This window comes from Eubacterium sp. AF16-48, assembly GCF_003479405.1.
GTDB lineage: Bacteria > Bacillota > Clostridia > Lachnospirales > Lachnospiraceae > Eubacterium_G > Eubacterium_G segne.
On the sequence record NZ_QUHB01000019.1, the window covers coordinates 1 to 24,990 of the forward strand.

Genomic DNA, 24,990 nt, shown 5'->3' on the forward strand with positions numbered 1-24,990 from the left:
GGGAAAATAATGAATTCATGAGAAAATCCTGGCAAGAATCGTCTCCGTACCGGCTGAAAGAAGTGAAATGAACCGGGAAAATAATGAACTCATGAGAAAATCCTGGTAAGAATCGTCTCCGTACCGGTTGAAAGAAGTGAAATGAACCGGGAAAATAATGAACTCATGAGAAAATCCTGGCAAGAATCATCTCCGTATCAGTTGAAAGAAGTGAAATGAACCGGGAAAATAATGAATTCATAGAGAAGTCCCGGTATGAAGCGTCTCTTGCTGATTTACAAAAACAAAATTACAGAAATGAACAAAATATTTGCAACAAAGACATATAAAGTATGAATAACTATATTGAAATAAAGAAAGAAATAATATATAATAAATTATAATATTTAAACCATAAGTTACATACAAAGGAGAGCGATGATAAATTTAAGAGAGATTTTAATGGATGAGCTGAATAGATTGGATATATTGAAAAACAAAAGTGTAGAATTCTTAAAAAAAGCACCGGAAGGAAGCTTGTATATTACTAATAATAAGAAACAGTGTCAGTATTATTGGAGAAAAAGTAAAGAAGACAGGCATGGTGTCTATATTAAAAAGAAAAATAAAAAACTGATTTGGGATTTGGCTCAAAAAGAATATACATTAAAATTACTAACTAAAGTAGAAGAAAATAAAAAATACATTGAAAAAATTTTGAATAAGTATAATTTTGACGAAGGAGTACAGGTGTACGAAAAATTAAATCCCCTGAAACAAACCATAGTGCATCCGTATGTTTTGCCGGAAGAAGATTATGTTGAATATTGGTATGAATACCAGAAGAATGAAAAGGAAAAATTAAGCAATAAAATTGCAAAGAGATATATGATAGAAGATGAATTAGAAATTATCACAGAAAATGGCGAAAAGGTTAAATCTAAATCAGAAAAAATTCTGGCTGATAAATTTAAGTCAATGGGAATACCTTATGCATATGAGCAACCGGTTTTGCTTAATGGATACGGATATGTATTGCCGGACTTTAAAATTCTAAACAAAAAGACTAGAAAAGAGTATTACTGGGAGCATTTCGGGATGATGGATGATAGGGAGTATGCAGAAAAAACAATAAAAAAAATCGAAAATTATGAAAAAAATGGAATATTTCCGGGAAAGAATTTGATTATGACATTTGAGACAAAACAACATCCATTAAGTATGAGAATAGTTTCAGAAAATATAGAAGAGTTTCTTGTGTAAAATCAAATAAATAAAGAGCCGGGCTCTAAGGATTATAAATCGTTAAAGCCACAGCCCTAAGTTACAGAATTGATTCCTAATAGGGATTTCCATTAAAATCTTTATGAAATTCATTTGATAAAGAAGTGTCGCGTTCTACTGCGTTATTGAAATCATTAATTAAAAATACGGCATTTTTAACGGAATTTCTCAGAACTTTATATAAAAATTTTGTTTGCTGTCTGCATTTTTTGTTAATACCCGGTTTAATAACGTGACCGTTTAGTTTTTTATAATTCATAGTCATATGGAAACAGGTATCTATGAGATGTCTTTTGAAAAATCCCGGAGCTACAAAAAATCTCTTTAAAAATTTCATCCATTTAAGACTTTCTAAAATAATTTTAGAAGATAAATTTTCATAAAATGAAACCATGCTTAATGCAGTTTCCCTATTTGCAGGAATAAGGTAATCCATAGGGTAATATTGGGGGATATAATTATCCTTTGATATCATAAGATGTTCTAAGTCACCCTCTATTTCAACATGACCGCAGCCTGTTATTTCCATAAATTTATTTACATAAGGATGGCAATTGCAGTCAAGGGTAAAATGGCATATAAATCCCAAAATATAACTATATTCAGGGCTGTTTTTGCCATATTTTTTTATAACGGAAACAGCATGTTCCATAAAATCATAAACATCCTGCCTATGATGTTTAACACCAGTCTGGTTTATTTTATTAATATAAAATGCTCTGTAAAAAAACAGAAAATCCGGTCCTTGAAGTCCTATGCGGAAGGAGTCAGGAAATTTTCGTATGATATCTTTTGTGTCGCCAGATAATTTGGCAATGACTAATTTGCCAAATTTATTATGTGCATAAGTTGATGGCATAAAATCACCCCCATAAAATAACTTTACCTTAGTTTAACACATAAGGAAAGAAGATAAAACATTAAAATTTGTAGGTTGTATTTGGATAAAAACATTAAGTATGTCAGTTGCATTTTAGCAGACAATATTGTACAGTAAATAAATAGCTTTGACAGGGTAGAACATTTAGCGGAGCCTGATTAATGAAAAATTAAATGAAAATTATCAGGTTAATGAATGTATTTAACCGAATTATTTGTATGTGAAAATTCATTTTATTATATGTTACGATTGGAGAAAAAATGTCAGGAAAATTAATGTCAGATAAATTTAGAGCATTATCATTTACGGCAAAAATTCAATATACTTGGGAATTTTATAAATTAAGAATTACTATTGTGGTTCTGTCCATTGCCCTTGGGACGGCAATAATACATGGAGTGGCAACAAATAATAGAAAACCATTGTACTGTGCAGTGTTTAATGACTTAAATAACGAAAAAATAGAGGATCGTGTTAAGGAAAAGTATTCCGAGTACACAGGCTGCAAAAAAAATGATATTAAAGTGGACACGGGATATGGTTTTAAAATGTCAGATGAATACGGTTACAACCGCATTGATGCAGGCTCATCCATTAGATTTATGAGTGTTCAGTCAGCAAAAGAAATGGATGTAATTATTACTGACAGAAGCTCACTTTTATGGGTAAAAAGTGAAGGTTTTCTTGTTGGGGTAAAGGATGTGTTGCCGGAGGATTTATACAAGAAATTGGAACCATATTTTGTGTATGCCAGGTTTGAAAAAGAAACAGACAAGGATAAAAATGACGGTGTAGTATATGGACTTGATATATCTGATACTGAATTTTACAAGGGTTACAGTGATAATTACAAGGATGCAGTTATAGCTTTTCCGGAATTCTCTAAAAATAAAGAGGCGGCAGTGAAATTTGTAAAATGCGTATACGGCATAAAAGAGTAGGACACTGTGAATTAGGAAAAAACATAAAAACTACAGGTACCGGTTTTCAAATATATTGAAGACCGGTATTTTTGTATCCGGCCGGGGAATGTTTATAAATTTGAATTTCCAAATTTTTGGGCTTGATTTATATTTCAAAATGGGATATACTAAACGAAACAGAACAAACGTTCGAGAAAAGGAGCAGACAATGGAAATACAGCAGGACATGACCATTTCAGAAAAATTAAAAATTCTTACAGATGCAGCCAAGTATGATGTTGCCTGCACCAGCAGTGGCGTTGACAGGAATAATAAAGGTAAGGGTATGGGAGATGCCCATGCCTGTGGCATTTGTCATACTTTTGCTTCAGACGGAAGATGTGTTTCTTTATTAAAAATTTTATATACAAATGAATGTATTTATGATTGTAAATATTGCATTAACAGAAAGTCTAATGATGTGAAGAGGGCTTCTTTTACACCGGATGAAGTGTGTAAGCTGACCATGGAATTTTACAGAAGAAACTATATTGAAGGTCTGTTTTTAAGCTCAGGCATTTTAAAAAGCCCTGATTTTACTATGGGACTTATATATGAAACACTGTGGAAGCTTCGTAATGAACATCATTTTTTCGGATACATTCATGTAAAGGCAATTCCCGGAGCTTCGCCGGAAATCATTGAAAAAATAGGATTTTTAGCAGACAGAATGAGCACTAATCTGGAGTTACCTACTAAGGAGAGTCTAAAAGCGCTGGCTCCTAATAAGAATCAGAAGAATATACTTGCACCTATGCGGCAGATACAGGCTGGAAGCGGAAATCTTATTGCCCCGGTGAATGATGGATACAGTCTTATTACAAGAAGGGGTAACAAGATGAAGTCTAAGTTTGTTCCGGCAGGTCAGAGCACCCAGATGATTATCGGGGCAACTCCTGAGACAGATTATCAGCTAATGTCTGTAACAGAATATATGTATAAGGAATACAAGATGAAGAGGGTGTTTTATTCAGCATTTGTTAATGTAAATCATAACATTGATGCACCTGCACCGGTAGGTCCTAATCCGCTTTTGCGGGAACACAGGCTGTATCAGGCAGACTGGCTTTTAAGATATTACGGTTTTATGGTAAATGAACTTTTAAATGAAAAAAGACCTAATTTTAACGTGGTTTTAGACCCAAAATGTGACTGGGCAGTAAATCATCTGGAGCGGTTTCCGGTGGAAATTATGAGGGCAGATTATTATACATTGTTGAGGGTTCCGGGAATTGGAGTAAAGTCAGCTAAAAGAATTACATCAGCAAGGAGATATAACAATCTTAATTTTGAAAGTTTGAAAAAGATGGGAGTTGTATTAAAAAGGGCAGCTTATTTTATTACCTGCAACGGAAAAACTATGTTTCCTCTTAATATGAATCAGGATTTTATAGCCAGAAGTCTTGCAGATACAGATAAAAGGCAGACATACGCTATAGAGCAGGATACAACATATAAGCAGATGACCCTTATGGATATGGGAGTGAGAGTTAATGGATAATATTACGTTAGTTTGCCATGAAAGTTTTGATGGAATAATGACTGCCGTTTATGACGGCTGGGTATATATGAATAGAGGATACAATGTGAGCATACATCCGGGGGAAAATTACGCACCTACATTTTTCTCTCAATTTGTGCCTGTTGAGACAGATTTGGAAAAGGCGGTAAAGGTAGCTAAGTCTATCAGGGTAAAGATATCATTAGAGGCATATACGATGGTTTTCAGAGCATGCATGCATTATGAAGAAGACCGGGGGGATGCCGTTTTCGGTTTCCTGAAAGTGGGATATAATGTTGGGGCAAAGGTAACTAAAATGCTGGGAAATGAGTATGTGATGCGGGTTATGGAATTAAGCAGAAAAGCAGTAAATGAGGCACATTTATATAAGGGATTTATTAGATTTGATGAATTGAGGGGAGGAGTTTTATTTGGAAAAATTGAGCCTAAGTGTGATGTTATTCCTCTTTTAACAGAGCATTTTAAAAACAGATTTCCGGGAGAAGACTGGATTATATATGACACAAAAAGAAAAAAGTCAGCAGTTCACAGGCATGATTCAGAGGTTATTTTAGTTGAAGGAAGAGATATAGAAGTAGTAACTGAGGGACTTCAAAAGGATGATGAATACAGAGATTTATGGAAGGTGTTTTTTGATACAATAGGTATTGATGAAAGGTACAATCCGAAATGCCAGCAGACTAATCTTCCACAATGGTACCGAAAGTATATGATAGAAATGAAATAATATTACAAATATTACAAAGATTTAAGCGTATTTTCTTCACTTTTTATTGCTTTAGTGTTATACTAACCGAAGTAGTTTTGCCATATTGTAATGGTTGGCAAAATTAATAACACAAGATTTATTGTACTATTCTAGGAGGAATCGATGAGCAAAGTTAAACGTGTGTATGTAGAGAAAAAACAGCCATATGCTGTTACTGCAAAAGAACTTACAGAGGATATTAAAGGATATCTGGAGATTGATGGTTTAAAAGAAGTTAGGGTTCTTGTAAGATATGATGTTGAAAATCTTTCAGAGGACACATATAAGAAGGCATTAACTTCAGTATTTTCAGAACCGCCTGTTGATGATGTTTATGAAGAAACATTCCCATATGATGAAGCAAATTCAAAAGTATTTAGTGTTGAGTTTTTGCCGGGACAGTTTGATCAGAGAGCAGATTCAGCGGTACAGTGTGTTAAGTTTTTAAACGAGGATGAGAATCCTGTTATAAAAACAGCTACAACATATGTTTTAGTTGGCGATATATCAGATGCAGAATTTGAACAGATTAAAAATTACTGCATAAATCCGGTAGATTCAAGAGAAACAGGCTTGGAAAAACCGGAAACTTTAGTTACAGAGTTTGAAGAACCGGCAGATGTTATTATATTTGAGGGATTTAAAGATATGGAAGAAAAGCCTCTTAAAGAGCTTTATGATTCCCTTGGACTGGCTATGACATTTAAGGATTTTCTTCATATCCAGAATTATTTCAAAAATGAAGAAAACAGAGATCCATCCATGACAGAAATAAGAGTGTTGGATACTTATTGGTCTGACCATTGCCGTCACACTACATTTAACACTGAACTTACAGATGTTAAGTTTGATGAAGGATATTTCAATGAACCAATTGAGAAAACCTATGAGAGTTATTTAGATACCAGAAAAGATGTTTTTGGTGAAAGAAAAGATAAGTTTGTATGCCTTATGGATTTAGCACTTATAGCTATGAGAAAGTTAAAGAAGGAAGGCAAGTTAGATGATCAGGAAAAATCAGATGAAATTAACGCATGTAGTATTGTGGTGCCTGTAGAAGTAGATGGACAGACAGAGGAATGGTTAGTAAACTTCAAAAATGAAACACATAACCATCCTACAGAAATTGAACCTTTTGGTGGCGCAGCAACGTGTCTTGGAGGAGCTATAAGAGATCCGTTGTCAGGACGTACTTATGTATATCAGGCTATGCGTGTTACAGGAGCAGCAGATCCTACTAAGCCAATGAGTGAAACTCTTCACGGAAAGCTTCCACAGAAGAAATTAGTTCAGGGTGCCGCTAACGGATATAGTTCATATGGAAACCAGATAGGTCTTGCAACAGGATTGGTAAAAGAAATTTATCATCCTGATTATGTTGCAAAGAGAATGGAAATAGGTGCAGTTATGGGGGCAGCCCCGAGACGTGCCGTTCAGAGATTAACATCTGATCCGGGAGATATTATTATTCTTCTTGGTGGAAGAACAGGTCGTGACGGATGTGGTGGAGCAACAGGCTCATCAAAGATTCACACAGAAGAGTCTATTGAAACATGTGGTGCAGAAGTACAGAAAGGTAACGCACCTACAGAACGTAAGTTACAGAGATTATTTAGAAGAGAAGAGGTCAGCCACATAATTAAGAAATGTAATGACTTTGGTGCCGGTGGTGTGTCAGTAGCTATTGGCGAATTGGCAGACGGACTTCATGTAAATTTAGATAAAGTTCCTAAGAAATATGCAGGATTAGACGGGACAGAAATAGCTATTTCAGAATCTCAGGAAAGAATGGCTGTTGTAGTTGATAAAGATGACGTAGAACAGTTCCTTAAGTATGCAAATGAAGAGAACTTAGAAGCTACAGTTGTAGCTTACGTTACAGAAGAACCTAGACTGGTTCTTGAATGGAGAGGAAAGGAAATTGTTAATATTTCAAGAGCTTTTCTTGATACAAACGGTGCTCATCAGGAAACAACAGTTGAGGTGGATATGCCTGATGAAGAAAAGAATTTCTTCAAGAAACCGGTTGTAGATGATGTAAAAGATAAGTGGCTTGAAACATTATCAGATTTAAATGTATGTTCACAGAAGGGACTTGTTGAAAAGTTTGACGGTTCAATTGGAGCAGGTTCAGTGTTTATGCCACATGGTGGAAAATACCAGAAGACAGAAACACAGACTATGGTGGCAAAGTTACCTGTACTTAAAGGAAAATGTGATACAGTAACAATGATGAGTTATGGATTTGATCCGTATCTTTCAAGCTGGAGCCCATATCACGGGGCAATTTACGCAGTAGTTGACTCTATTGCAAAAGTAGTTGCTAGTGGTGGTGATTATAAGAAGATTCGTATGACTTTCCAGGAATACTTTAGAAGAATGACTGAAGAACCACGTCGTTGGAGCCAGCCGTTTGCAGCACTTCTTGGTGCATATGACGCACAGATGGGATTTGGTTTACCATCAATAGGTGGTAAGGATAGTATGTCAGGAACATTTAATGATATTGATGTACCACCGACACTGGTTTCATTTGCAGTGGATGTTGCAAAGGAAAAAGATATTATAACACCTGAATTTAAAGCAGCAGGTAATAAGATTGTTAAATTTGAAATTGTAAGAGATCAGTATGAGAAGCCTGTTTATGAAGAAGTGATGAAGCTATACGATAAGATTCATGACATGATTCAGAATGGAGTAATTATTTCAGCATATGCTCTTGAAAGCAAGGGTATTATACCGGCAGTAAGTAAGATGGCATTTGGTAATAACATTGGTGTAAGCATCAGCGGAAGAATACCTGGCGCTGATTTGTTCGCACCATCATTTGGTGATATTATTGCTGAAATACCGTCAGATAAATTAGATGATATAACAGCAAGCTATGTTTTAATAGGTGAAACAAATGATAAGGCTACATTTGAATATGGCTACGATTCAATACCTATGGATGAAGCATTAAAGGTATGGGAGAAGCCATTAGAGAAGGTATTCCCAACAAGAAGCCATAATGATAAGTCATTATTAGATACACCTGTTTATGACAAGGGCAGCATATATGTATGTAAGAATAAAGTAGCAAAACCAACAGTATTTATTCCTGTATTTCCGGGAACAAACTGTGAATATGACTCAGCTAAGGCTTTTGAAAATGCAGGTGCAAATGTTATAACAAAGGTATTTAAAAACCTTACACCTGAAGATATCAGAGATTCAGTTAATATCTTTGAAAGGGCTATTTCACAGGCACAGATTATTATGTTCCCAGGTGGATTTAGTGCAGGTGATGAACCTGACGGTTCAGCTAAGTTCTTTGCTACAGCATTTAGAAATGCAAAGATTGAAGAGGCAGTACACAAATTGCTTAACGAGAGAGACGGTTTGGCATTAGGTATTTGTAATGGATTTCAGGCACTTATAAAGTTAGGCTTGGTTCCTAACGGAAAAATTACAGGACAGGATATTAATTCGCCAACACTTACTTATAACACAATTAACCGTCACGTATCAAAGATGGTATATACAAAGGTTGTATCTAATAAGTCGCCTTGGTTACAGAAAGCAGAATTAGGTGGTGTATATGTAAATCCTGCATCCCATGGAGAAGGAAGATTTGTAGCACCTGAAAGCTGCATAAAAGAATTGTTTGCTAACGGTCAGGTAGCAACACAGTATGTAAACGAACAGGGTATACCAACAATGGATGAAGAGTGGAATGTAAATGGTTCATACTATGCAATAGAAGGTATAACAAGTCCGGATGGAAGATGCTTAGGTAAAATGGCTCACATAGAAAGAAAAGGCACATCAGTTGCCACAAACATCTATGGTGAACAAGACCTTAAAGTCTTTGAATCAGGCGTTGAATACTTTTCGTAAGCAAAGCCATGCATAAATAAAAGTGAAAAGGCTCGATGAAAGCTTGCTTTCAAGAGAGCATTTTCACTTTTATTTATATAGGGCGCAGCCCGAAACGAAATAGACCGAAGGTCTATGAGTTGCATGGCTTTGCATTCTCAAAAAGGTGTGCGCAGCCCGAAACGAAATAGACCGAAGGTCTATGAGTTGCATGGCTTTGCATTCTCAAAAAGGTGTGCGCAGCCCGAAACGAAATAGACCGAAGGTCTATGAGTTGCATGGCTTTGCATTCTCAAAAAGGTGTGCGCAGCCCGAAACGAAATAGACCGAAGGTCTATGAGTTACATGGCTTTGCATTCTCAAAAAGGTGTGCGCAGCCCGAAACGAAATAGACTTTCACAACTACCAAATAAAAGGAGGTACCGACTATGAGTTATTTAAAAAATCTAAAATGGGAAATGATTATCTACTCATTGCTAAGTATTTTAATGGGAATACTTATGTGGAAATATCCCGGCAAAATAATGACAGGAGTATGCGTTATTTTGGCAATGATTTTGTTTGTAATGGGAATCAGAAATATCATTGAATACAAAAGAAGCAATGTAATAAAAGACTTTTACAGATATGAATTAGTGGTAGGCATAGTGCTTATTGCAGCAGGAATACTTGTATTAGCATGCATGAAACTTATATTATCAATTATAACTTATGTTATAGCAATAATAATCATAATAAGTGGATTAATGAAAGTTGAAAATGCCATTGACCTTAAAAGAATGGGCAACCATTGGGTGCCATTACTCGTATTTGCCATAATATGTATTCTTTTGGGAATTTCAGTTTTAATGATGCCAATGAATTCCAATGATAATGGAACAAAGACTGCAGGCGATTTCTTTATTCAATGCACAGGTATTATCTTTGCCGTTACAGGACTGATTGACCTTATTACAACATTATCTGTTTCAGGAAAAATAAAACGTTGGACCATAGAGCAGATAGCTTTTGATGCCGATAGAGATATAGAAGACGAAATAATAGAAGATGGTGATGATGACTAAACTATCCTATTAAAAAAATAGAAGATGGTGACAATGACTAATCTATTCTAATTAAATAATAGAAGATGGTGACCATAACTAATCCGTCCTAATTAAAAATATCGTAAGAACTAATATTGAAAAAAGAATAAATAGCACAATTATATAAGTGCATATAAAAATCCACTTAGCAAACACCCGTTAAAGAGTAATGCTATGTGGATTTTTTAGTAAAGTATGTCTGGTACACCACTTAAATAAATACAACATTATTGGCACTGTAACAACATCATTTGTGCTAACACAATAAACGCATTATCGTCATAAAATTTCCATTATGGTAACATATGTCCGGCTGACAAATAAAGACGGTACCATTCGGAACGTTCTAATTTAACAGAGGTTGCAGCCGCAATCTCTTTCATTCTTGAAAGCTTTGTAGTGCCGGCTATAACCTGCATATTGGCAGGGTGCCTTAAAATCCATGCAGTAGCAATGGTGGTTGGAGTAACATTATACTTATCTGCTAATTCATTTAGGACTTTATTAAGTTCCGGATATTTGTCACTGCCAATAAAAACACCTTCAAAAAATCCATATTGGAAAGGCGACCATGTCTGAATAGTTATATCTTTTAGACGACAGTAATCTAAAACACTTCCGTCCCGGTCAATTGCACCATCAGTAAGCATATTAACTTCCATACCATTAGCTACAATATTAGAAAAAGGAATACTATATTGAATTTGGTTTACAACCAGCTTTTGTCTAACATATTTCTGAAGCAGTTCCATTTGCATAGGTTTTTGGTTAGAAACACCAAAATGTCTAACCTTTCCTGAGCTTTCCAAAATATCAAAAGCCTGGGCAACCTCTTCCGGTTCCACCAATGCATCCGGGCGGTGAAGTAAAAGAATATCAAGATAATCAGTACCTAATCTTTTAAGAATGCCATCCACAGAATTGATAATGTGTTCTTTGGAAAAATCGTACATTACACCGGGAATGATTCCACATTTTGATTGAAGAACAATATCCTCACGGTTAATATTCATATTAGAAAGAGCCTGTCCAAAAAGTTTCTCACATTCGCCACCTGCGTAAATATCAGCATGGTCAAAAAAATTAATTCCAAGTTCAATACATCCCTCGATATAACTGCTAAGGGCTTTTTCATCTAAGCAGTTAATTCGCATACATCCGGCAGCAACTGCTGGAACATGAAAATCTGTATTGCTTAATTTTATTGTATTCATCTTGTTGCCTCCTTGTTAATTCATAATACCTGATAAAGATTTCCTTTTATAATATGATGTGTGTGCAAAAATACATTATGCCACTCGCTTACATCATATTCTACTTAAAAATCATACTCATAGTATACTATTTTAGCAGCAAAAAAGTAATGCCTTATTAAAACAAAAGCAATTTTATTATAAACAAGTACCCTTTGCCTAAAAATACATATATTAATATATAAAACATTGTGGGGAAAATAAATGATAGAAGACATGCTAACTAATAAATGCAATTTTTCCAGTGTAAAGCCAGCACTGGTTGCACTTCCGTATCCGGAAATAAAGGTAAAAGAAAGAAACAAGGCGTATGCAGAGTTGCTTGCATTGGATTATTGCGGTCAGTCATCTGAAATGACATCAACCATGCAGTATATAAATCAGGAAGGAAGAATGTCCGGCAATAAATGCGAGATAGCTCAAATTATATTGGGAATAGCCATGGCAGAAATGATTCATCTTCAAAAATTAGGAGAATTAATATGCCTGTTGGGAGGAACATTAGATTTTACAACAAAAAATTCCACAGGAAGGCAGGTAATGTGGTCACCGTCTAATGTAAAAATAGGTGGAGATATACGAAATATGCTGTGGGCAGACATTGAAGGTGAGCGAATTGCCATTAACCAGTACCGCCGACATATGAATATGATAAAAGATAAAAATATCAATCAGATAATGGCAAGAATAATAAAAGATGAAGAATATCATATTATGTTGCTTAGGGCGTTGCTGGATAAATAAAATTAAAAACTAATAAGCAGATTCCGGAATGAAATAATATGGTGCCGGAATCTGCTGCTTTGTATTAAGAATATGTAGTTAAAAAAATTACCTATAAGTAACCACTACATCGTTCCTTCTTATATATGTCCCTCCATCAGGAATAAGACTTTCGTCTCCACGTTTTATAAGGGCAATTAGCACATTCTCAGGGAGATCTAAATCCTGAATACGCTTGTCACACCAGCTGTGATTTTTGTCAATAACCACTTCTTCAAGATTCTCTTTTCCGGAAGGTTCATAGGAAGGAACACTTAATATAACGCTGTCGCCTCCAAGGATTTTCGTATCACCATTGGGAATAATGGTGTCGCCATTTCTTTTTATCATAATGGCAAGGGAATTGGTAGGCATATTAACATCACTTACAAGCTTATTTTCCCAGTTGTGTCCTTTAGGTATATACATTCGCATTAATGTAATGGCAGATTCTTCCTGATAATCGTTGAAAGTTTTACGGACATCATCATTGTCATCAATCATATTAAGTTTTCTGGCTACATAGGGAATTAAGGTACCCTGTATTGCTACGGAAAACAGTGCCACCATAAAAACTATGTGAAAAATGTCAAAAGGAACATCCCTGCCACTGGCTACAACCATAATGGAAAACACAATGGAGGCAGCACCACGCAGTCCTGCCCATGAAACTAAAAGACATTGCCTGTAACTACATTTAAAAGGTGCTAATATTGAAAAAACGGCTATAGGTCGTGCTATTAGCGTTAAAAATATTGCAATGAAAAGAGACGGAATTATAATTGCCACAAACTTATGAGGAAATGCAAGAAGTCCTAACAAAAAGAAAATAAGAATTTGCGCCAGACTTGTAAGTCCGTCAAAAAAAGGAATCATAATTTTTTTATTTTTAATTTTACTGTTTCCTAATATTATTCCTAAAAGATACACAGTTAAAAAGGCATTTCCGTCAATGGCAGTTGAAACACCAAAGGAAAAAATAATAAGGGCAATCATAAAAATAGTATCTAATCCATCGGAAATAAGGGAGGTTTTTGTAAGAATTACAATACCTAAACCGGCAATGATTACTCCAATAGCAATACCGTAAACAATCTGTGCAAAAGTAAAATATGGAAGATTAGTAAGTTTCCCACCATTTAATATAATGATACCTATCATTGTAAGAAGGTATGAAACAGGGTCGTTACTACCACTTTCAATTTCTAAAAGAGGGGCAGTGCTATTTTTAAGATTAAGTTTTTTTGTCCTGAGAATAGAGAAAACACTGGCGGCATCAGTAGATGATAATACGGCACCAATAAGAAAACTTTCCGCATAACTAAGGTGTAAAACAAAATAGCAAAACACACCTGTTATGCCGGCAGTAATAAGTACCCCTACAGTAGACAGGCATATAGCACGTCCGGCAACATTTCCGGCAGTTTTCCACTTGGTATTAAAACCACCATAAAACATAATGAAACTAAGAGAAACAGTACATATTTTTTCTGCAAAGTCGTAGTTGTCAAACTGAATCTTAAAGAAACCATCGCATCCAAACAGCATACCGATAGTCATAAAAAGAATAAGAGCAGGCATACCAAATTTGCCGGAAAATTTGTCTGCTAATATACATGAAAATAAAACAATAGCAATTAAAGTGAGAGTTATTGCCATATAAAGCCTCCTTTCGATGATAAACTATGTCTATATTAACATAAAAATGACTTTAAAATGTTAGTTTATGATTTATATCCAATAGCCATTGATTTAGCTGTATTTTTTTGGTATAATTGTAAAATGTGTCGAAAAGGATAGAAATACAAAAACAGGAAAAGTAAAATGGGAAAATTTACAGGGTATTTGATTTGTACAGATTGCGATGGAACATTAACATATGAACCGGGAAAAGTATCACAGGAAAATGCTGAAGCTATCAGATATTTTCAAAAAGAAGGTGGGTTGTTTACTTTAGCCACCGGGAGATTTCCCGACCATGCAAAGCTGTTTGAAGGTCAGTTCAAGGTGAATGCTCCCATAGTATCACTGAATGGTGCAGTTATTTATGATGAGAAAAGGGATAGGATTATTAAAACCTGGCATATGAACAGGAAAAAGACCCTTGAACTTTTAACATATGTAAATGACAACTGGAAGGAAGCAGAAACTTATTGGGTTAACACAATAAGTAAAGACGGTAAGTTTGAAAGTGCTCATTTTGATTCAAAGGAGCATAAAGGCGAACCTAAAGCTTTAGCCCGGTTTATGGACAGTTTAGACAGTGAACCGTTAAAAATATTGCTTTTCCAAAATGAAAATATAACCCCTAAACTTCAAAAGGATTTAAAGGAGAAGTTTGGAGAAGACTTCATATTTGATTTAAGCTGGCCGGAGGGCATTGAAGTAAACAGTGCACACAGTGGTAAGGGGGCAGCGGTCAGATACATGAAGGAACATTTAGGTATTGACATTCATACCACGTTAGGCATAGGAGATTATGAAAATGATATATCTCTTTTAGAATGTGCAGATATAGGCTATGCAGTGGGTAATGCTATTCCATATGTAAAGAAAATAGCAGACAGAATTACGGTTAAAAACACAGAAAATGCCATAGCCCGGATTATAATGGAATTGGGACAATTATAGAAAAATGTTACACTAAATAAAGAGGAGGGAACATTTTAGAAAAACGTTTCCGATGAACTGCCGCTGATCGAAGAAGGTGGCATCGCATATTATACAAGGAGGAGATAGAGATGGATAAAAAGAAAAAAAATATAATTGCCATAGCATTAGTAGCAGTTATAGTAATTGCAATAATAGTGGCAGTAGTTGTTTCAAAAAAAGGCAAAGATAGTGATACACCGCAGACTAATAACGCAACAGCAGCTCAGGTTGAGACAACAGTGAAAGCAGGTAATGAAAATGTGACAACAGCTGAAAATGGTAACGAAGATTTACCGGTAGCAGGTGATGAAACAACAGCAAAAAGCAAAAAAAACTCAAAAAAGAGCAGCAAAAAAGGTAATAAGAACAATAAAGAAACAAACTACTGGGATAATATTTCTATTATAGAAGAATCTCAAAACAAAGAGCCAAAGACAAATAAAAAAGGCGAAACAGTAACAGAAGAATATCCGGGGCAGGATGACGGCTGGTCACCTATTGTATCACCGGATGATTTGAAAAAATAACATATAGTTGTAATTTTCAACAAGAAAACAAAAAAAATTGACTGGTGTGTTTACACCGGTCAATTTTTGTGTATAATATAATGTGGACCGACAGATACTTTAAAGAGAAACAGAAGTTTCGTGATTTAGAAAGGATACTGTATTGAAACAACAAGATTTTAATCAAAAAGTTGAAGAGCTGGTTGAAAAATGTCAGGGACAGAATAACCAGATAACAACATCAGAAATTAAAGATTATTTTTCAGAGGACAAGTTGACTGCAAAGCAGGAAATCACTATACTTGCGAGACTAAGTGAGGCTGAAATTAGCGTTGTTATGTCTGATGCAGAGCCAAAAAGTGCAGAAAAAGATGTGAAAGATGCTAAGAAACCGGAACCGGTTGAGGAAGGTAATGAGGAAGATGAGTTTGAGTCAGATTCACTAGATGATGTAGAACCCAGTGATTCAGACCTTGCTGCCGAACCGACTGATGAAGACATAGCATTGGTAGACATTGATGCAGAAGATTTATTAGGACCTACAGACGAGGATTTTGAAAATGATGATGAAGAGGCAGTAGAATTAGATGCCGTGGATTTGCTCGAGGGTGTAGGAACTGAAGATCCTGTAAGAATGTACTTAAAGGAAATTGGTACAGTAGCATTGTTGACCGCCGATGAAGAACTTGAACTTGCAAAACGTAAGACAGAAGGTGACGTTGCCGCAAAAGAGAAATTAATAGAGGCTAATCTCCGTCTTGTAGTTAGTATTGCAAAAAGATATACCGGACGTGGAATGAGTTTCCTTGATTTGGTTCAGGAAGGAAACTTAGGTCTTATTAAAGGCGTAGAAAAGTTCGATTATACTAAAGGTTACAAGTTAAGTACATATGCAACATGGTGGATTAGACAGTCCGTTACAAGAGCTTTAGCGGATCATGCCAGAACTATCCGAGTACCTGTTCATATGGTAGAAACTATTAATAGAATGTCAAAGATGCAGAGAAAACTTACTCTTGAGTTAGGTTATGAGCCATCTACTAAGGAATTAGCAGATGCCTTAGACATGACTGAGGAGAAGGTTTTAGAGATTATGCAGATTGCAAGAGAGCCGGCATCCCTTGAAACACCTATCGGTGAAGAGGATGACTCTAACTTAGGAGATTTTGTAGCAGACAATAATACGGTTACACCGGAAGCCAATATTGAGTCGGTTATGCTTCGTGAACATATTGATGTGCTGCTTAAGGATTTGAAGGATAGAGAAAGAGAAGTAATTATTTTACGATTTGGTTTAAGGGATGGACATCCGAGAACTCTTGAAGAAGTAGGAAAAATCTTTAACGTAACAAGGGAACGTATCAGACAGATTGAAGCAAAGGCATTAAGAAAACTGAGAAATCCTGTTAGAAGCAAAAAGATTAAAGACTTCTTAAATGATTAAAAATTTAAAGAAACAAAGGGCTGGTGGGAAAGTTTAACACATCAGAACTTAATAAAATCATAAAACTTAATATTTAAACTTAATTTTACTTGATTTTTTTGATAAAATAGTTTATAAAATTAAGTAAAGAACAAGAAAGAGGTGCAATGGGGCACCATAGTAGAGATACTATGTCCCTTTGCACCTCTTTTTTTACAGGAGGACAAATTCATGGATCAAAATGTGTTATTTGAAAAAGCAAAAGAAGATGGTTTGTATGATTCACGCTTTGAACACGACAACTGCGGTATAGGAGCTGTTGTAAACATCAAAGGTGTAAAAAGTCATGCCACAGTAGAAAATGCCTTAAAAATTGTAGAAAACCTTGAACATCGTGCAGGTAAAGATGCTGAAGGAAAAACCGGTGACGGTGTAGGTATTATGCTACAGATTTCCCACAAATTTTTTAAGAAGGTTACTAAACCTTTAGGCTTTGACATTGGAGGAGAAAGAGAATATGGCGTAGGTATGTTCTTCATGCCACAGGATGAGTTAAAGCGTAACAGGGAAATGAAAATGTTTGAAATCATTGCCCAGAAAGAGGGATTAGAGTTTTTAGGATGGAGAGAAGTACCTGTTCATCCGGAAGTGTTGGGAACAAAGGCATTAGAGTGCATGCCACATATAATGCAGTGTTTCATTAAGAAACCGGAAGAAGTTGAAAAGGGAATAGCCTTTGACCGTATGCTTTATATAGTAAGAAGAGTTTTCTCTCACAGTAATACAGGAACATACACAGTATCTCTTTCCAGCAGAACTATTGTATATAAGGGAATGTTTCTTGTTAATCAGTTAGGTCCGTTTTTCGCAGACCTTATGGACAAAAATTACGAGTCAGCAATAGCTTTGGTTCACTCAAGATTTTCAACTAACACACAGCCAAGCTGGAGACGTGCACATCCAAACAGATTTATTGTTCATAATGGAGAAATTAATACAATCCGTGGTAACGCCGACAATATGCTTGCCAGAGAAGAATCCATGTCCAGCGAATATATGCAGAAGTCTTTGACAAAGGTTATGCCTGTAGTAGACACACAGGGCTCAGACTCAGCAATGCTTGATAATACATTAGAGTTTTTAGTAATGAATGGTGTAGATTTGCCATTGGCAGTTATGATGTGTATCCCTGAACCATGGGAGAAAAATGACACAATAAGCCAGTCAAAGAGAGACTTCTATCAGTATTATGCCACAATGATGGAACCTTGGGACGGACCTGCATCTATCCTGTTTTCCGATGGAGATTACATGGGAGCAATTCTTGACAGAAATGGTCTTCGTCCGTCAAGATATTATATTACAAATGATGACCAGCTGATCCTTTCTTCAGAGGTAGGTGTTTTAGATATTGATCCGTCTAAAATAGTTGCCAAGGAAAGACTTCGCCCGGGTCGTATGCTGTTAGTTGATACAGTAAATGGAAAGCTAATAGATGATGATGAATTAAAAGAAGAATATGCAGCAAGAAAGCCATACGGTGAATGGCTTAACAACAATCTTGTGTACTTAAAGGACATTCATATTCCTAATGTTAAGGTAGAAACATATGAAAAAGAAGAAAGACAAAGATTGCAGAAAAATTTTGGATATTCTTTTGAAGATTTAAAGAGAATTATTCCAATGGCAAATAATGGAATGGAAGCTACAAAGGCAATGGGAAAAGATACACCTCTTGCAGTTTTAAGTGACAGAACCCATCCGTTATTTAACTACTTCAAGCAGTTATTTGCACAGGTTACTAACCCTCCAATTGATGCAATCAGAGAGGAAATAGTAACTTCTACATCGGTATATATTGGTAAAGACGGAAATATCTTAGAGGAAAAGCCGGAAAACTGTAAAGTATTGAAGATTCACAATCCGATACTTACTAATACGGATATTTTGAAACTTAAAAACATTAATGTACCGGGATTTAAAACAGCAGTTGTTCCTATTGTATATTACAAGGGAATATCTCTTGAAAAAGCTATAGATCAGGTATTTGTGGATGTGGATAAGGCACACAAAGATGGAGCTAACATTATTATCTTATCAGATAGAGGAGTGGATGAGTACCATGTACAGATTCCATCATTGCTGGCAGTTTCGGCAGTACATCAGTATTTAGTTAAAACAAAGAAAAGAACTACACTTTCTTTGGTATTAGAAAGTGGTGAGCCAAGAGCCGTACATCACTTTGCAACATTATTAGGATATGGTGCCAGTGCCGTTAATCCATACCTTGCCCATGACACCATTAAACAAATGGTAGAAGAGGAAATGATTAACAAAGATCCATATGCGGCAATTGATGATTACAACGAGGCAATACTTAGCGGAATAGTTAAAATTGCATCAAAAATGGGAATTTCAACTATCCAGTCATATCAGGGCTCACAGATATTTGAAGCAATTGGTATCAGTAAAGATGTTATAGATAAATATTTCACAGGAACAGTAAGCCGTGTGGAAGGAATTACATTAAAGGATATTGAAAACAGTGTTGAAACACTTCATTCTAAGTCATTTGACCCATTGGGATTAGATGTAGACCTTACATTGGAAAGCAGTGGTGACCACAAGCTTAGAAGCGGTAAGGAGGAACACAAGTACAATCCTGCTACTATTCATACATTGCAGCAGGCAACATGGACTAATAATTATGAGCTGTTTAAACAATATACTCATATGATAGATGAGGAAATGTCACCGGTACATTTAAGAGGTCTTATGGACTTTAATTATCCGGAAGACGGTGGTATTCCTATAGATGAAGTAGAAAGTGTTGATTCTATTGTAAAGAGATTTAAAACCGGTGCCATGTCATATGGTTCCATTTCACAGGAGGCTCATGAGACAATGGCTATTGCCATGAATATGATTGGCGGCCGTTCAAACTCAGGTGAAGGTGGAGAATCCGTAGAGCGTCTTACAATAGGAGAAGACGGACTTAATAAATGTTCAAAAATTAAACAGGTGGCATCAGGACGTTTTGGTGTTACATCAAGATATCTTGTAAGTGCTGAAGAAATTCAGATTAAGATGGCACAGGGAGCAAAACCGGGAGAAGGCGGACACTTGCCTGGAAAGAAGGTTTATCCATGGGTAGCTAAAACAAGATATTCGACACCGGGAGTAAGTCTTATTTCACCACCACCACATCATGATATATATTCTATTGAAGATTTGGCACAGTTGATTTACGACTTGAAGAATTCTAACAGAGATGCAAGAATTTCAGTTAAATTAGTGTCAGAGGCAGGTGTTGGTACAGTTGCGGCAGGTGTTGCAAAGGCAGGTGCCCAGGTAATACTGATTTCAGGTTTTGACGGAGGTACCGGAGCAGCTCCTGAAAACTCAATTTACAATGCAGGACTTCCTTGGGAATTAGGATTGGCAGAAGCTCATCAGACTCTTATTGCCAACGGACTTAGAAATAAGGTTGTAGTGGAAACAGATGGTAAGTTAATGAGTGGTAGAGACGTGGCAATTGCAGCCATGCTTGGTGCAGAGGAATATGGATTTGCCACAGCACCTCTTGTAACAATGGGCTGTGTAATGATGAGAGTATGTAACCTTGATACATGTCCTGTAGGTGTGGCAACACAGAATCCTGAACTTCGTAAGAGATTTAAGGGAAAACCTGAATATGTAATTAATTTCATGAAGTTTATTGCTCAGGAATTAAGAGAATACATGGCTAAGTTAGGTGTAAGAACAATAGATGAATTAGTAGGAAGAGTTGATTTATTAAAGGTTAAAGACAATATTGCACCTGAGAGAGCAAAGGAAGTTGATTTGTCAAGAATCTTAAGCACAGATTTTGCAGACACAAGGGTTCAGTACCTAAAGAAAAATGTATATGACTTTAAGTTAGAAAGTACTAAGGATGTGACAGTTCTTCTTAAAAAATTAGGAAAGGCGCTGGAGGCTAAAAAGCCTGCAACAGTTGAGGTAGATGTAACTAACATTGACAGGTCATTTGGTACAATATTTGGTTCTGAAATAACAAAACGCTATAACGACACATTAGATGATGATATGTATATTATTAAATGTAACGGTGCAGGTGGTCAGAGCTTTGGTGCATTTATACCAAACGGCATGACAATTGAGCTTACAGGTGACAGCAATGACTACTTAGGAAAGGGATTGTCCGGTGGTAAAATTGTTGTTAAACCGCCAAAGGGTTCAACCTTTAAGCAGGATGAAAATATCATCATTGGAAACGTTGCTTTTTATGGTGCAACCAGTGGTAAAGCCTATATTAACGGTGTTGCCGGAGAACGTTTCTGTGTAAGAAATTCCGGTGCAACTACTGTAGTTGAAGGAGTAGGAGATCACGGATGCGAATACATGACAGGCGGACGTGTCGCAGTAATCGGTAAGGTAGGAAAGAACTTTGCAGCAGGTATGAGTGGCGGAGTTGCCTATGTACTAGATGAAAATAATGATTTGTACAGAAAGGTTAATAAGTCATTGGTATCTACGGAGGAACTTTCAAATAAGTACGATGTATTAGAACTTAAGGCAATGATAGAAGACCATGTTAAATATACAAATTCAGTTAAGGGTAAAGAAATCTTGGATAATTTTGAAGAGTACCTTCCGAAATTCAAAAAGATTATACCTTATGACTATAAGAAGATGCTTAACGCAATAGCAAAGATGGAAGAAAAGGGTCTTAATCCTGAACAGGCACAGATTGAAGCATTCTATGCAGCTACAAGATAGAGGAGGAAACGAAGATGGGTAAACCAACAGGATTTTTAGAATATGAACGTGAAGAAGCAAAGGCAACTTCGCCAAAAGAGAGAATAAAAAATTTTAACGAGTTCCACGAACCTCTGTCTGTGGATAAACAGAAATGTCAGGCTGCAAGATGTATGGACTGTGGAGTCCCGTTTTGCCAGAATGGTAAGGTTATAGCAGGAATGGTTTCAGGATGTCCTCTTAACAATTTAATTCCTGAGTGGAATGATTTGTTATACAACGGAAATATGGAGCAGGCTTATAATCGTCTTCATAAAACAAATAACTTTCCGGAGTTTACTTCAAGAGTTTGTCCGGCATTATGTGAGAAAGCCTGCACATGCGGTTTAAACGGTGATGCGGTAAGTGTCAGGGCAAATGAACACCTTATTATAGAAAATGCTTATGAAAAGGGATATGCCAGTGCAAAGGCACCTCATGTAAGAACAGGAAAGAAGGTTGCTGTAATTGGCTCAGGCCCTTCAGGACTGGCAGTGGCAGATCAGCTTAATAAGCGTGGTCACAGTGTGACGGTATATGAAAGAGACGACAGAATCGGCGGACTTCTCATGTACGGTATTCCTAACATGAAATTAGAGAAGCATATTATTGACAGAAAAGTTAATATTATGAAGGAAGAGGGAGTTACATTTGTTACTAACACAAATGTAGGAAAAGATGTTAAGGCAGCAGATATTCTTAAGAAATACGATAAAGTAGTTTTAGCCTGTGGCTCAAGGCATGCAAGAGATATTAATGCAAAGGGAAGAGATGCAAAGGAAATTTATTTCGCTGTTGACTTCCTTACGTCTACTACCAAAAGCCTTCTGGATAACGGCAAATTAGTTGATGGCACCTATGTGTCTGCAAAAGATAAGGATGTAGTAATAATCGGTGGTGGTGATACAGGAAATGACTGCGTGGGAACAAGTATCAGACATGGAGCTAAAAGTGTTTTGCAGTTGGAAATGATGCCTAAGGCACCGGATGAGAGAGCAGCTAATAATCCTTGGCCTGAGTGGCCTAGAATCTGCAAAACAGATTATGGTCAGGAAGAAGCCATAGCTGTGTTTGGTCATGACCCAAGAGTATACCAGACTACAGTTAAGGAGTTTGTTAAAGACAAAGAAGGAAACTTATGTAAACTTATCCTTGTTAAACTGGAGGCTAAAAAAGACGAGAAAACAGGTCGTATGAACATGGTAGAAATACCGGGCAGTGAATACGAAGTTGATTGTCAGTTAGTACTTATTGCAGCAGGATTTTTAGGTAGTGAAGATTATGTGACAAAGGCATTTAAGGTGGATACAACTCCTAGAACCAACATTGCCACAATGCCCGGAAAATATGCAACAAGTGTAGAAAACGTATTCACGGCAGGAGATGTTCATAGAGGCCAGTCATTAGTTGTGTGGGCTATCCGTGAGGGAAGAGACTGCGCAAAGGAAGTAGATGAGTCACTGATGGGATATACGAATTTGTAGGAAAAAATTAGGATAAAAATAATGGCTTTACATTAGTGAAGCAAATATAGTGAAAAAGCGGAGGCATCGTAGAGGTGTTTCCGCTTTTTCTTTGAAAAGTTTGAAATATTAATAATAAAATCTTTAAATAATTTGCACACTTTAACAAAATGCTTTATAATATAGAAAGCATTTTGATTAAACAGAAAATACTATTTTATAAACATAAATGAAAGTGAGGTTACTTTATGAAAATTGCAGTAGCAGGAACAGGTTATGTTGGCTTGTCTATAGCAACACTTTTGTCACAGCATCATGAGGTTATGGCTGTTGACATTATCCCGGAGAAGGTAGAGTTAATTAATAATAAGAAATCACCAATACAGGATGATTACATTGAAAAATATTTGGCAGAGAAGGATTTGAATCTTACAGCAACTCTTGATGCCGAAGCAGCTTATAAGGATGCAGATTTTGTAGTTGTAGCTGCACCTACTAATTATGACAGCAAGAAGAACTTCTTTGATACATCAGCAGTTGAAGCTGTTATTGAATTGGTTCTTAAGTATAATCCGGAGGCAATTATTGTTATTAAGTCAACTATTCCGGTAGGATACACTGAGTCAGTACGTGAAAAATACAACACAAAGAATATTATATTCAGCCCTGAATTTCTTCGTGAGTCTAAGGCTCTTTACGACAATCTTTATCCTTCAAGAATTATTGTGGGAACTGATTTAGACGATCCTCGTTTAGTAGAGGCTGCACATACATTTGCAGGTCTTTTACAGGAAGGTGCCATTAAGGAAAATATTGATACATTAATTATTGGATTTACAGAGGCAGAGGCTGTAAAGCTTTTCGCTAACACATATCTTGCACTTCGTGTATCATACTTTAACGAACTTGATACTTATGCAGAGTCTAAGGGACTTAATACCCAGCAGATTATTAACGGCGTCTGCTTAGATCCTCGTATTGGAACTCATTATAATAATCCTTCATTTGGTTACGGTGGATATTGCCTTCCAAAGGATACAAAGCAGTTGCTTGCCAACTATGCTGACATTCCACAGAACATGATGACTGCCATAGTTGAGTCTAACAGAACACGTAAGGATTATATAGCAGATAGAGTTCTTGAACTGACAGGCGCATATACCGGTAGTGATGCTTATGATGCATCAAAGGAAAAGGAAGTTGTTGTTGGTGTATTCAGACTTACAATGAAGTCTAATTCAGATAATTTCCGTCAGTCATCAATCCAGGGTGTTATGAAGCGTATCAAGGCTAAAGGTGCCACAGTTATTATTTACGAGCCAACATTAGAGGATGGTTCAACATTCTTTGGAAGCAGGGTTGTAAATGATTTGGCTAAGTTTAAAGAATTAAGCCAGGCAATTATTGCCAACAGATATGATTCATGCTTAGATGATGTAAGAGACAAGGTATACACAAGAGATATCTTTGAAAGAGATTAATGTGGATAAATAATAGAGATTAAGTGAAAGTGGAGATGTCGCAGGATGTCTCCATTTTTTGTGGGGTACTTGACAATGAATATGCAATTTATGTTTTATGCTGGTTACACGATAAAACACAAAAAATATGTAAAACAACAAAAACAACTTGACTACACAACAAAATATATGTAATATAATAAATGTAAGATGTAATAAAAATACTGCGATGTGAGGATTGCAAGTGGATTCTAATGCTCACTATTGTATTTTTTTTACATCCGGTGTATACTATAAAAAGATTAAGAAAAACTAATAGTATACACCTCGAAATATTAAAGGAAAGAGGTGTTATA

Annotated in this window: 16 protein-coding genes; 13 read left to right on the forward strand and 3 right to left on the reverse strand. The window is 36.1% G+C overall.

Annotation, left to right across the window (positions count from 1 at the left end; genetic code table 11):
* Positions 1-417: 417 nt before the first annotated feature.
* On the forward strand, positions 418-1,242 hold the full coding sequence (locus tag DWW68_RS12955; RefSeq protein WP_118590381.1) for a hypothetical protein: 825 nt from the start codon (positions 418-420) through the stop codon (positions 1,240-1,242).
* Positions 1,243-1,318: 76 nt separating this feature from the next.
* On the opposite strand, the gene DWW68_RS12960 is transcribed toward DWW68_RS12955, so the two are convergent.
* The gene (locus DWW68_RS12960) at positions 1,319-2,122 is read right to left on the reverse strand and encodes a zinc dependent phospholipase C family protein (RefSeq protein WP_021952111.1); all 804 of its coding nucleotides are present in this window, start codon (positions 2,120-2,122) and stop codon (positions 1,319-1,321) included.
* Between the two features lie 281 nt (positions 2,123-2,403).
* On the opposite strand from DWW68_RS12960, the gene DWW68_RS12965 reads away from it, so the two are divergent.
* The 5 genes from DWW68_RS12965 (at position 2,404) to DWW68_RS12985 (ending at position 10,297) form a co-directional block, all read left to right on the forward strand.
* Positions 2,404-3,084, forward strand: coding sequence for a hypothetical protein (locus tag DWW68_RS12965; RefSeq protein WP_118590384.1), 681 nt, complete (start codon positions 2,404-2,406; stop codon positions 3,082-3,084).
* A gap of 190 nt (positions 3,085-3,274) precedes the next feature.
* Positions 3,275-4,606, forward strand: coding sequence for a putative DNA modification/repair radical SAM protein (locus tag DWW68_RS12970; RefSeq protein ID WP_118590387.1), 1,332 nt, complete (start codon positions 3,275-3,277; stop codon positions 4,604-4,606).
* Positions 4,599-5,354, forward strand: a complete 756-nt coding sequence (locus tag DWW68_RS12975) for a TIGR03915 family putative DNA repair protein (protein WP_118590390.1) — start codon at positions 4,599-4,601, stop codon at positions 5,352-5,354. The genes DWW68_RS12970 and DWW68_RS12975 overlap by 8 nt, the downstream gene beginning before the upstream one ends.
* A 144-nt stretch (positions 5,355-5,498) precedes the next feature.
* Positions 5,499-9,254 carry a phosphoribosylformylglycinamidine synthase gene (locus tag DWW68_RS12980; protein ID WP_118590392.1) on the forward strand — a complete coding sequence of 1,252 codons (3,756 nt, stop codon included), beginning with the start codon at positions 5,499-5,501 and terminating at the stop codon, positions 9,252-9,254.
* Positions 9,255-9,661: 407 nt separating this feature from the next.
* Positions 9,662-10,297: a DUF308 domain-containing protein gene (locus DWW68_RS12985; RefSeq protein ID WP_021951820.1), complete on the forward strand. Its 636-nt coding sequence runs from the start codon at positions 9,662-9,664 to the stop codon at positions 10,295-10,297.
* A 314-nt stretch (positions 10,298-10,611) separates the two neighbouring features.
* Here DWW68_RS12985 and DWW68_RS12990 read toward each other — a convergent pair whose 3' ends face one another.
* Positions 10,612-11,532 carry an aldo/keto reductase gene (locus DWW68_RS12990; protein ID WP_021951821.1) on the reverse strand — a complete coding sequence of 307 codons (921 nt, stop codon included), beginning with the start codon at positions 11,530-11,532 and terminating at the stop codon, positions 10,612-10,614.
* A gap of 243 nt (positions 11,533-11,775) precedes the next feature.
* Here DWW68_RS12990 and DWW68_RS12995 point away from each other — a divergent pair, with 243 nt between their 5' ends.
* Positions 11,776-12,315, forward strand: a complete 540-nt coding sequence (locus DWW68_RS12995; protein WP_021951822.1) for a ferritin-like domain-containing protein — start codon at positions 11,776-11,778, stop codon at positions 12,313-12,315.
* An 87-nt stretch (positions 12,316-12,402) separates the two neighbouring features.
* On the opposite strand, the gene DWW68_RS13000 is transcribed toward DWW68_RS12995, so the two are convergent.
* Positions 12,403-13,992: a potassium/proton antiporter gene (locus DWW68_RS13000; RefSeq protein WP_021951823.1), complete on the reverse strand. Its 1,590-nt coding sequence runs from the start codon at positions 13,990-13,992 to the stop codon at positions 12,403-12,405.
* A 165-nt stretch (positions 13,993-14,157) separates the two neighbouring features.
* On the opposite strand from DWW68_RS13000, the gene DWW68_RS13005 reads away from it, so the two are divergent.
* The 6 genes from DWW68_RS13005 (at position 14,158) to DWW68_RS13030 (ending at position 24,655) form a co-directional block, all read left to right on the forward strand.
* The gene (locus DWW68_RS13005) at positions 14,158-14,964 is read left to right on the forward strand and encodes an HAD family hydrolase (protein WP_118590395.1); all 807 of its coding nucleotides are present in this window, start codon (positions 14,158-14,160) and stop codon (positions 14,962-14,964) included.
* 110 nt (positions 14,965-15,074) lie between these two features.
* A complete protein-coding gene (locus DWW68_RS13010; protein WP_021951825.1) occupies positions 15,075-15,512 on the forward strand; it encodes a hypothetical protein in 438 nt (145 codons plus the stop codon).
* 142 nt (positions 15,513-15,654) lie between these two features.
* A complete protein-coding gene (gene rpoD, locus DWW68_RS13015; protein WP_021951826.1) occupies positions 15,655-16,935 on the forward strand; it encodes an RNA polymerase sigma factor RpoD in 1,281 nt (426 codons plus the stop codon).
* A gap of 210 nt (positions 16,936-17,145) precedes the next feature.
* Complete coding sequence (gltB, locus tag DWW68_RS13020; RefSeq protein ID WP_118590398.1) at positions 17,146-21,693, forward strand: glutamate synthase large subunit; 4,548 nt, start codon at positions 17,146-17,148, stop codon at positions 21,691-21,693.
* 14 nt (positions 21,694-21,707) lie between these two features.
* Positions 21,708-23,195 carry a glutamate synthase subunit beta gene (locus DWW68_RS13025; protein ID WP_118590401.1) on the forward strand — a complete coding sequence of 496 codons (1,488 nt, stop codon included), beginning with the start codon at positions 21,708-21,710 and terminating at the stop codon, positions 23,193-23,195.
* Positions 23,196-23,422: 227 nt separating this feature from the next.
* A complete protein-coding gene (locus DWW68_RS13030; protein ID WP_118590404.1) occupies positions 23,423-24,655 on the forward strand; it encodes a nucleotide sugar dehydrogenase in 1,233 nt (410 codons plus the stop codon).
* Positions 24,656-24,990: the final 335 nt, after the last annotated feature.

What these genes read in the sequence shown, in the direction of transcription:
- DWW68_RS12955 (WP_118590381.1), top strand. Translation starts at nt 418, where the DNA reads ATGATAAATTTAAGAGAGATTTTAATGGATGAGCTGAATAGATTGGAT.
- DWW68_RS12960 (WP_021952111.1), bottom strand. Translation starts at nt 2,122, where the DNA reads ATGCCATCAACTTATGCACATAATAAATTTGGCAAATTAGTCATTGCC.
- DWW68_RS12965 (WP_118590384.1), top strand. Translation starts at nt 2,404, where the DNA reads ATGTCAGGAAAATTAATGTCAGATAAATTTAGAGCATTATCATTTACG.
- DWW68_RS12970 (WP_118590387.1), top strand. Translation starts at nt 3,275, where the DNA reads ATGGAAATACAGCAGGACATGACCATTTCAGAAAAATTAAAAATTCTT.
- DWW68_RS12975 (WP_118590390.1), top strand. Translation starts at nt 4,599, where the DNA reads ATGGATAATATTACGTTAGTTTGCCATGAAAGTTTTGATGGAATAATG.
- DWW68_RS12980 (WP_118590392.1), top strand. Translation starts at nt 5,499, where the DNA reads ATGAGCAAAGTTAAACGTGTGTATGTAGAGAAAAAACAGCCATATGCT.
- DWW68_RS12985 (WP_021951820.1), top strand. Translation starts at nt 9,662, where the DNA reads ATGAGTTATTTAAAAAATCTAAAATGGGAAATGATTATCTACTCATTG.
- DWW68_RS12990 (WP_021951821.1), bottom strand. Translation starts at nt 11,532, where the DNA reads ATGAATACAATAAAATTAAGCAATACAGATTTTCATGTTCCAGCAGTT.
- DWW68_RS12995 (WP_021951822.1), top strand. Translation starts at nt 11,776, where the DNA reads ATGATAGAAGACATGCTAACTAATAAATGCAATTTTTCCAGTGTAAAG.
- DWW68_RS13000 (WP_021951823.1), bottom strand. Translation starts at nt 13,992, where the DNA reads ATGGCAATAACTCTCACTTTAATTGCTATTGTTTTATTTTCATGTATA.
- DWW68_RS13005 (WP_118590395.1), top strand. Translation starts at nt 14,158, where the DNA reads ATGGGAAAATTTACAGGGTATTTGATTTGTACAGATTGCGATGGAACA.
- DWW68_RS13010 (WP_021951825.1), top strand. Translation starts at nt 15,075, where the DNA reads ATGGATAAAAAGAAAAAAAATATAATTGCCATAGCATTAGTAGCAGTT.
- gltB (WP_118590398.1), top strand. Translation starts at nt 17,146, where the DNA reads ATGGATCAAAATGTGTTATTTGAAAAAGCAAAAGAAGATGGTTTGTAT.
- DWW68_RS13025 (WP_118590401.1), top strand. Translation starts at nt 21,708, where the DNA reads ATGGGTAAACCAACAGGATTTTTAGAATATGAACGTGAAGAAGCAAAG.
- DWW68_RS13030 (WP_118590404.1), top strand. Translation starts at nt 23,423, where the DNA reads ATGAAAATTGCAGTAGCAGGAACAGGTTATGTTGGCTTGTCTATAGCA.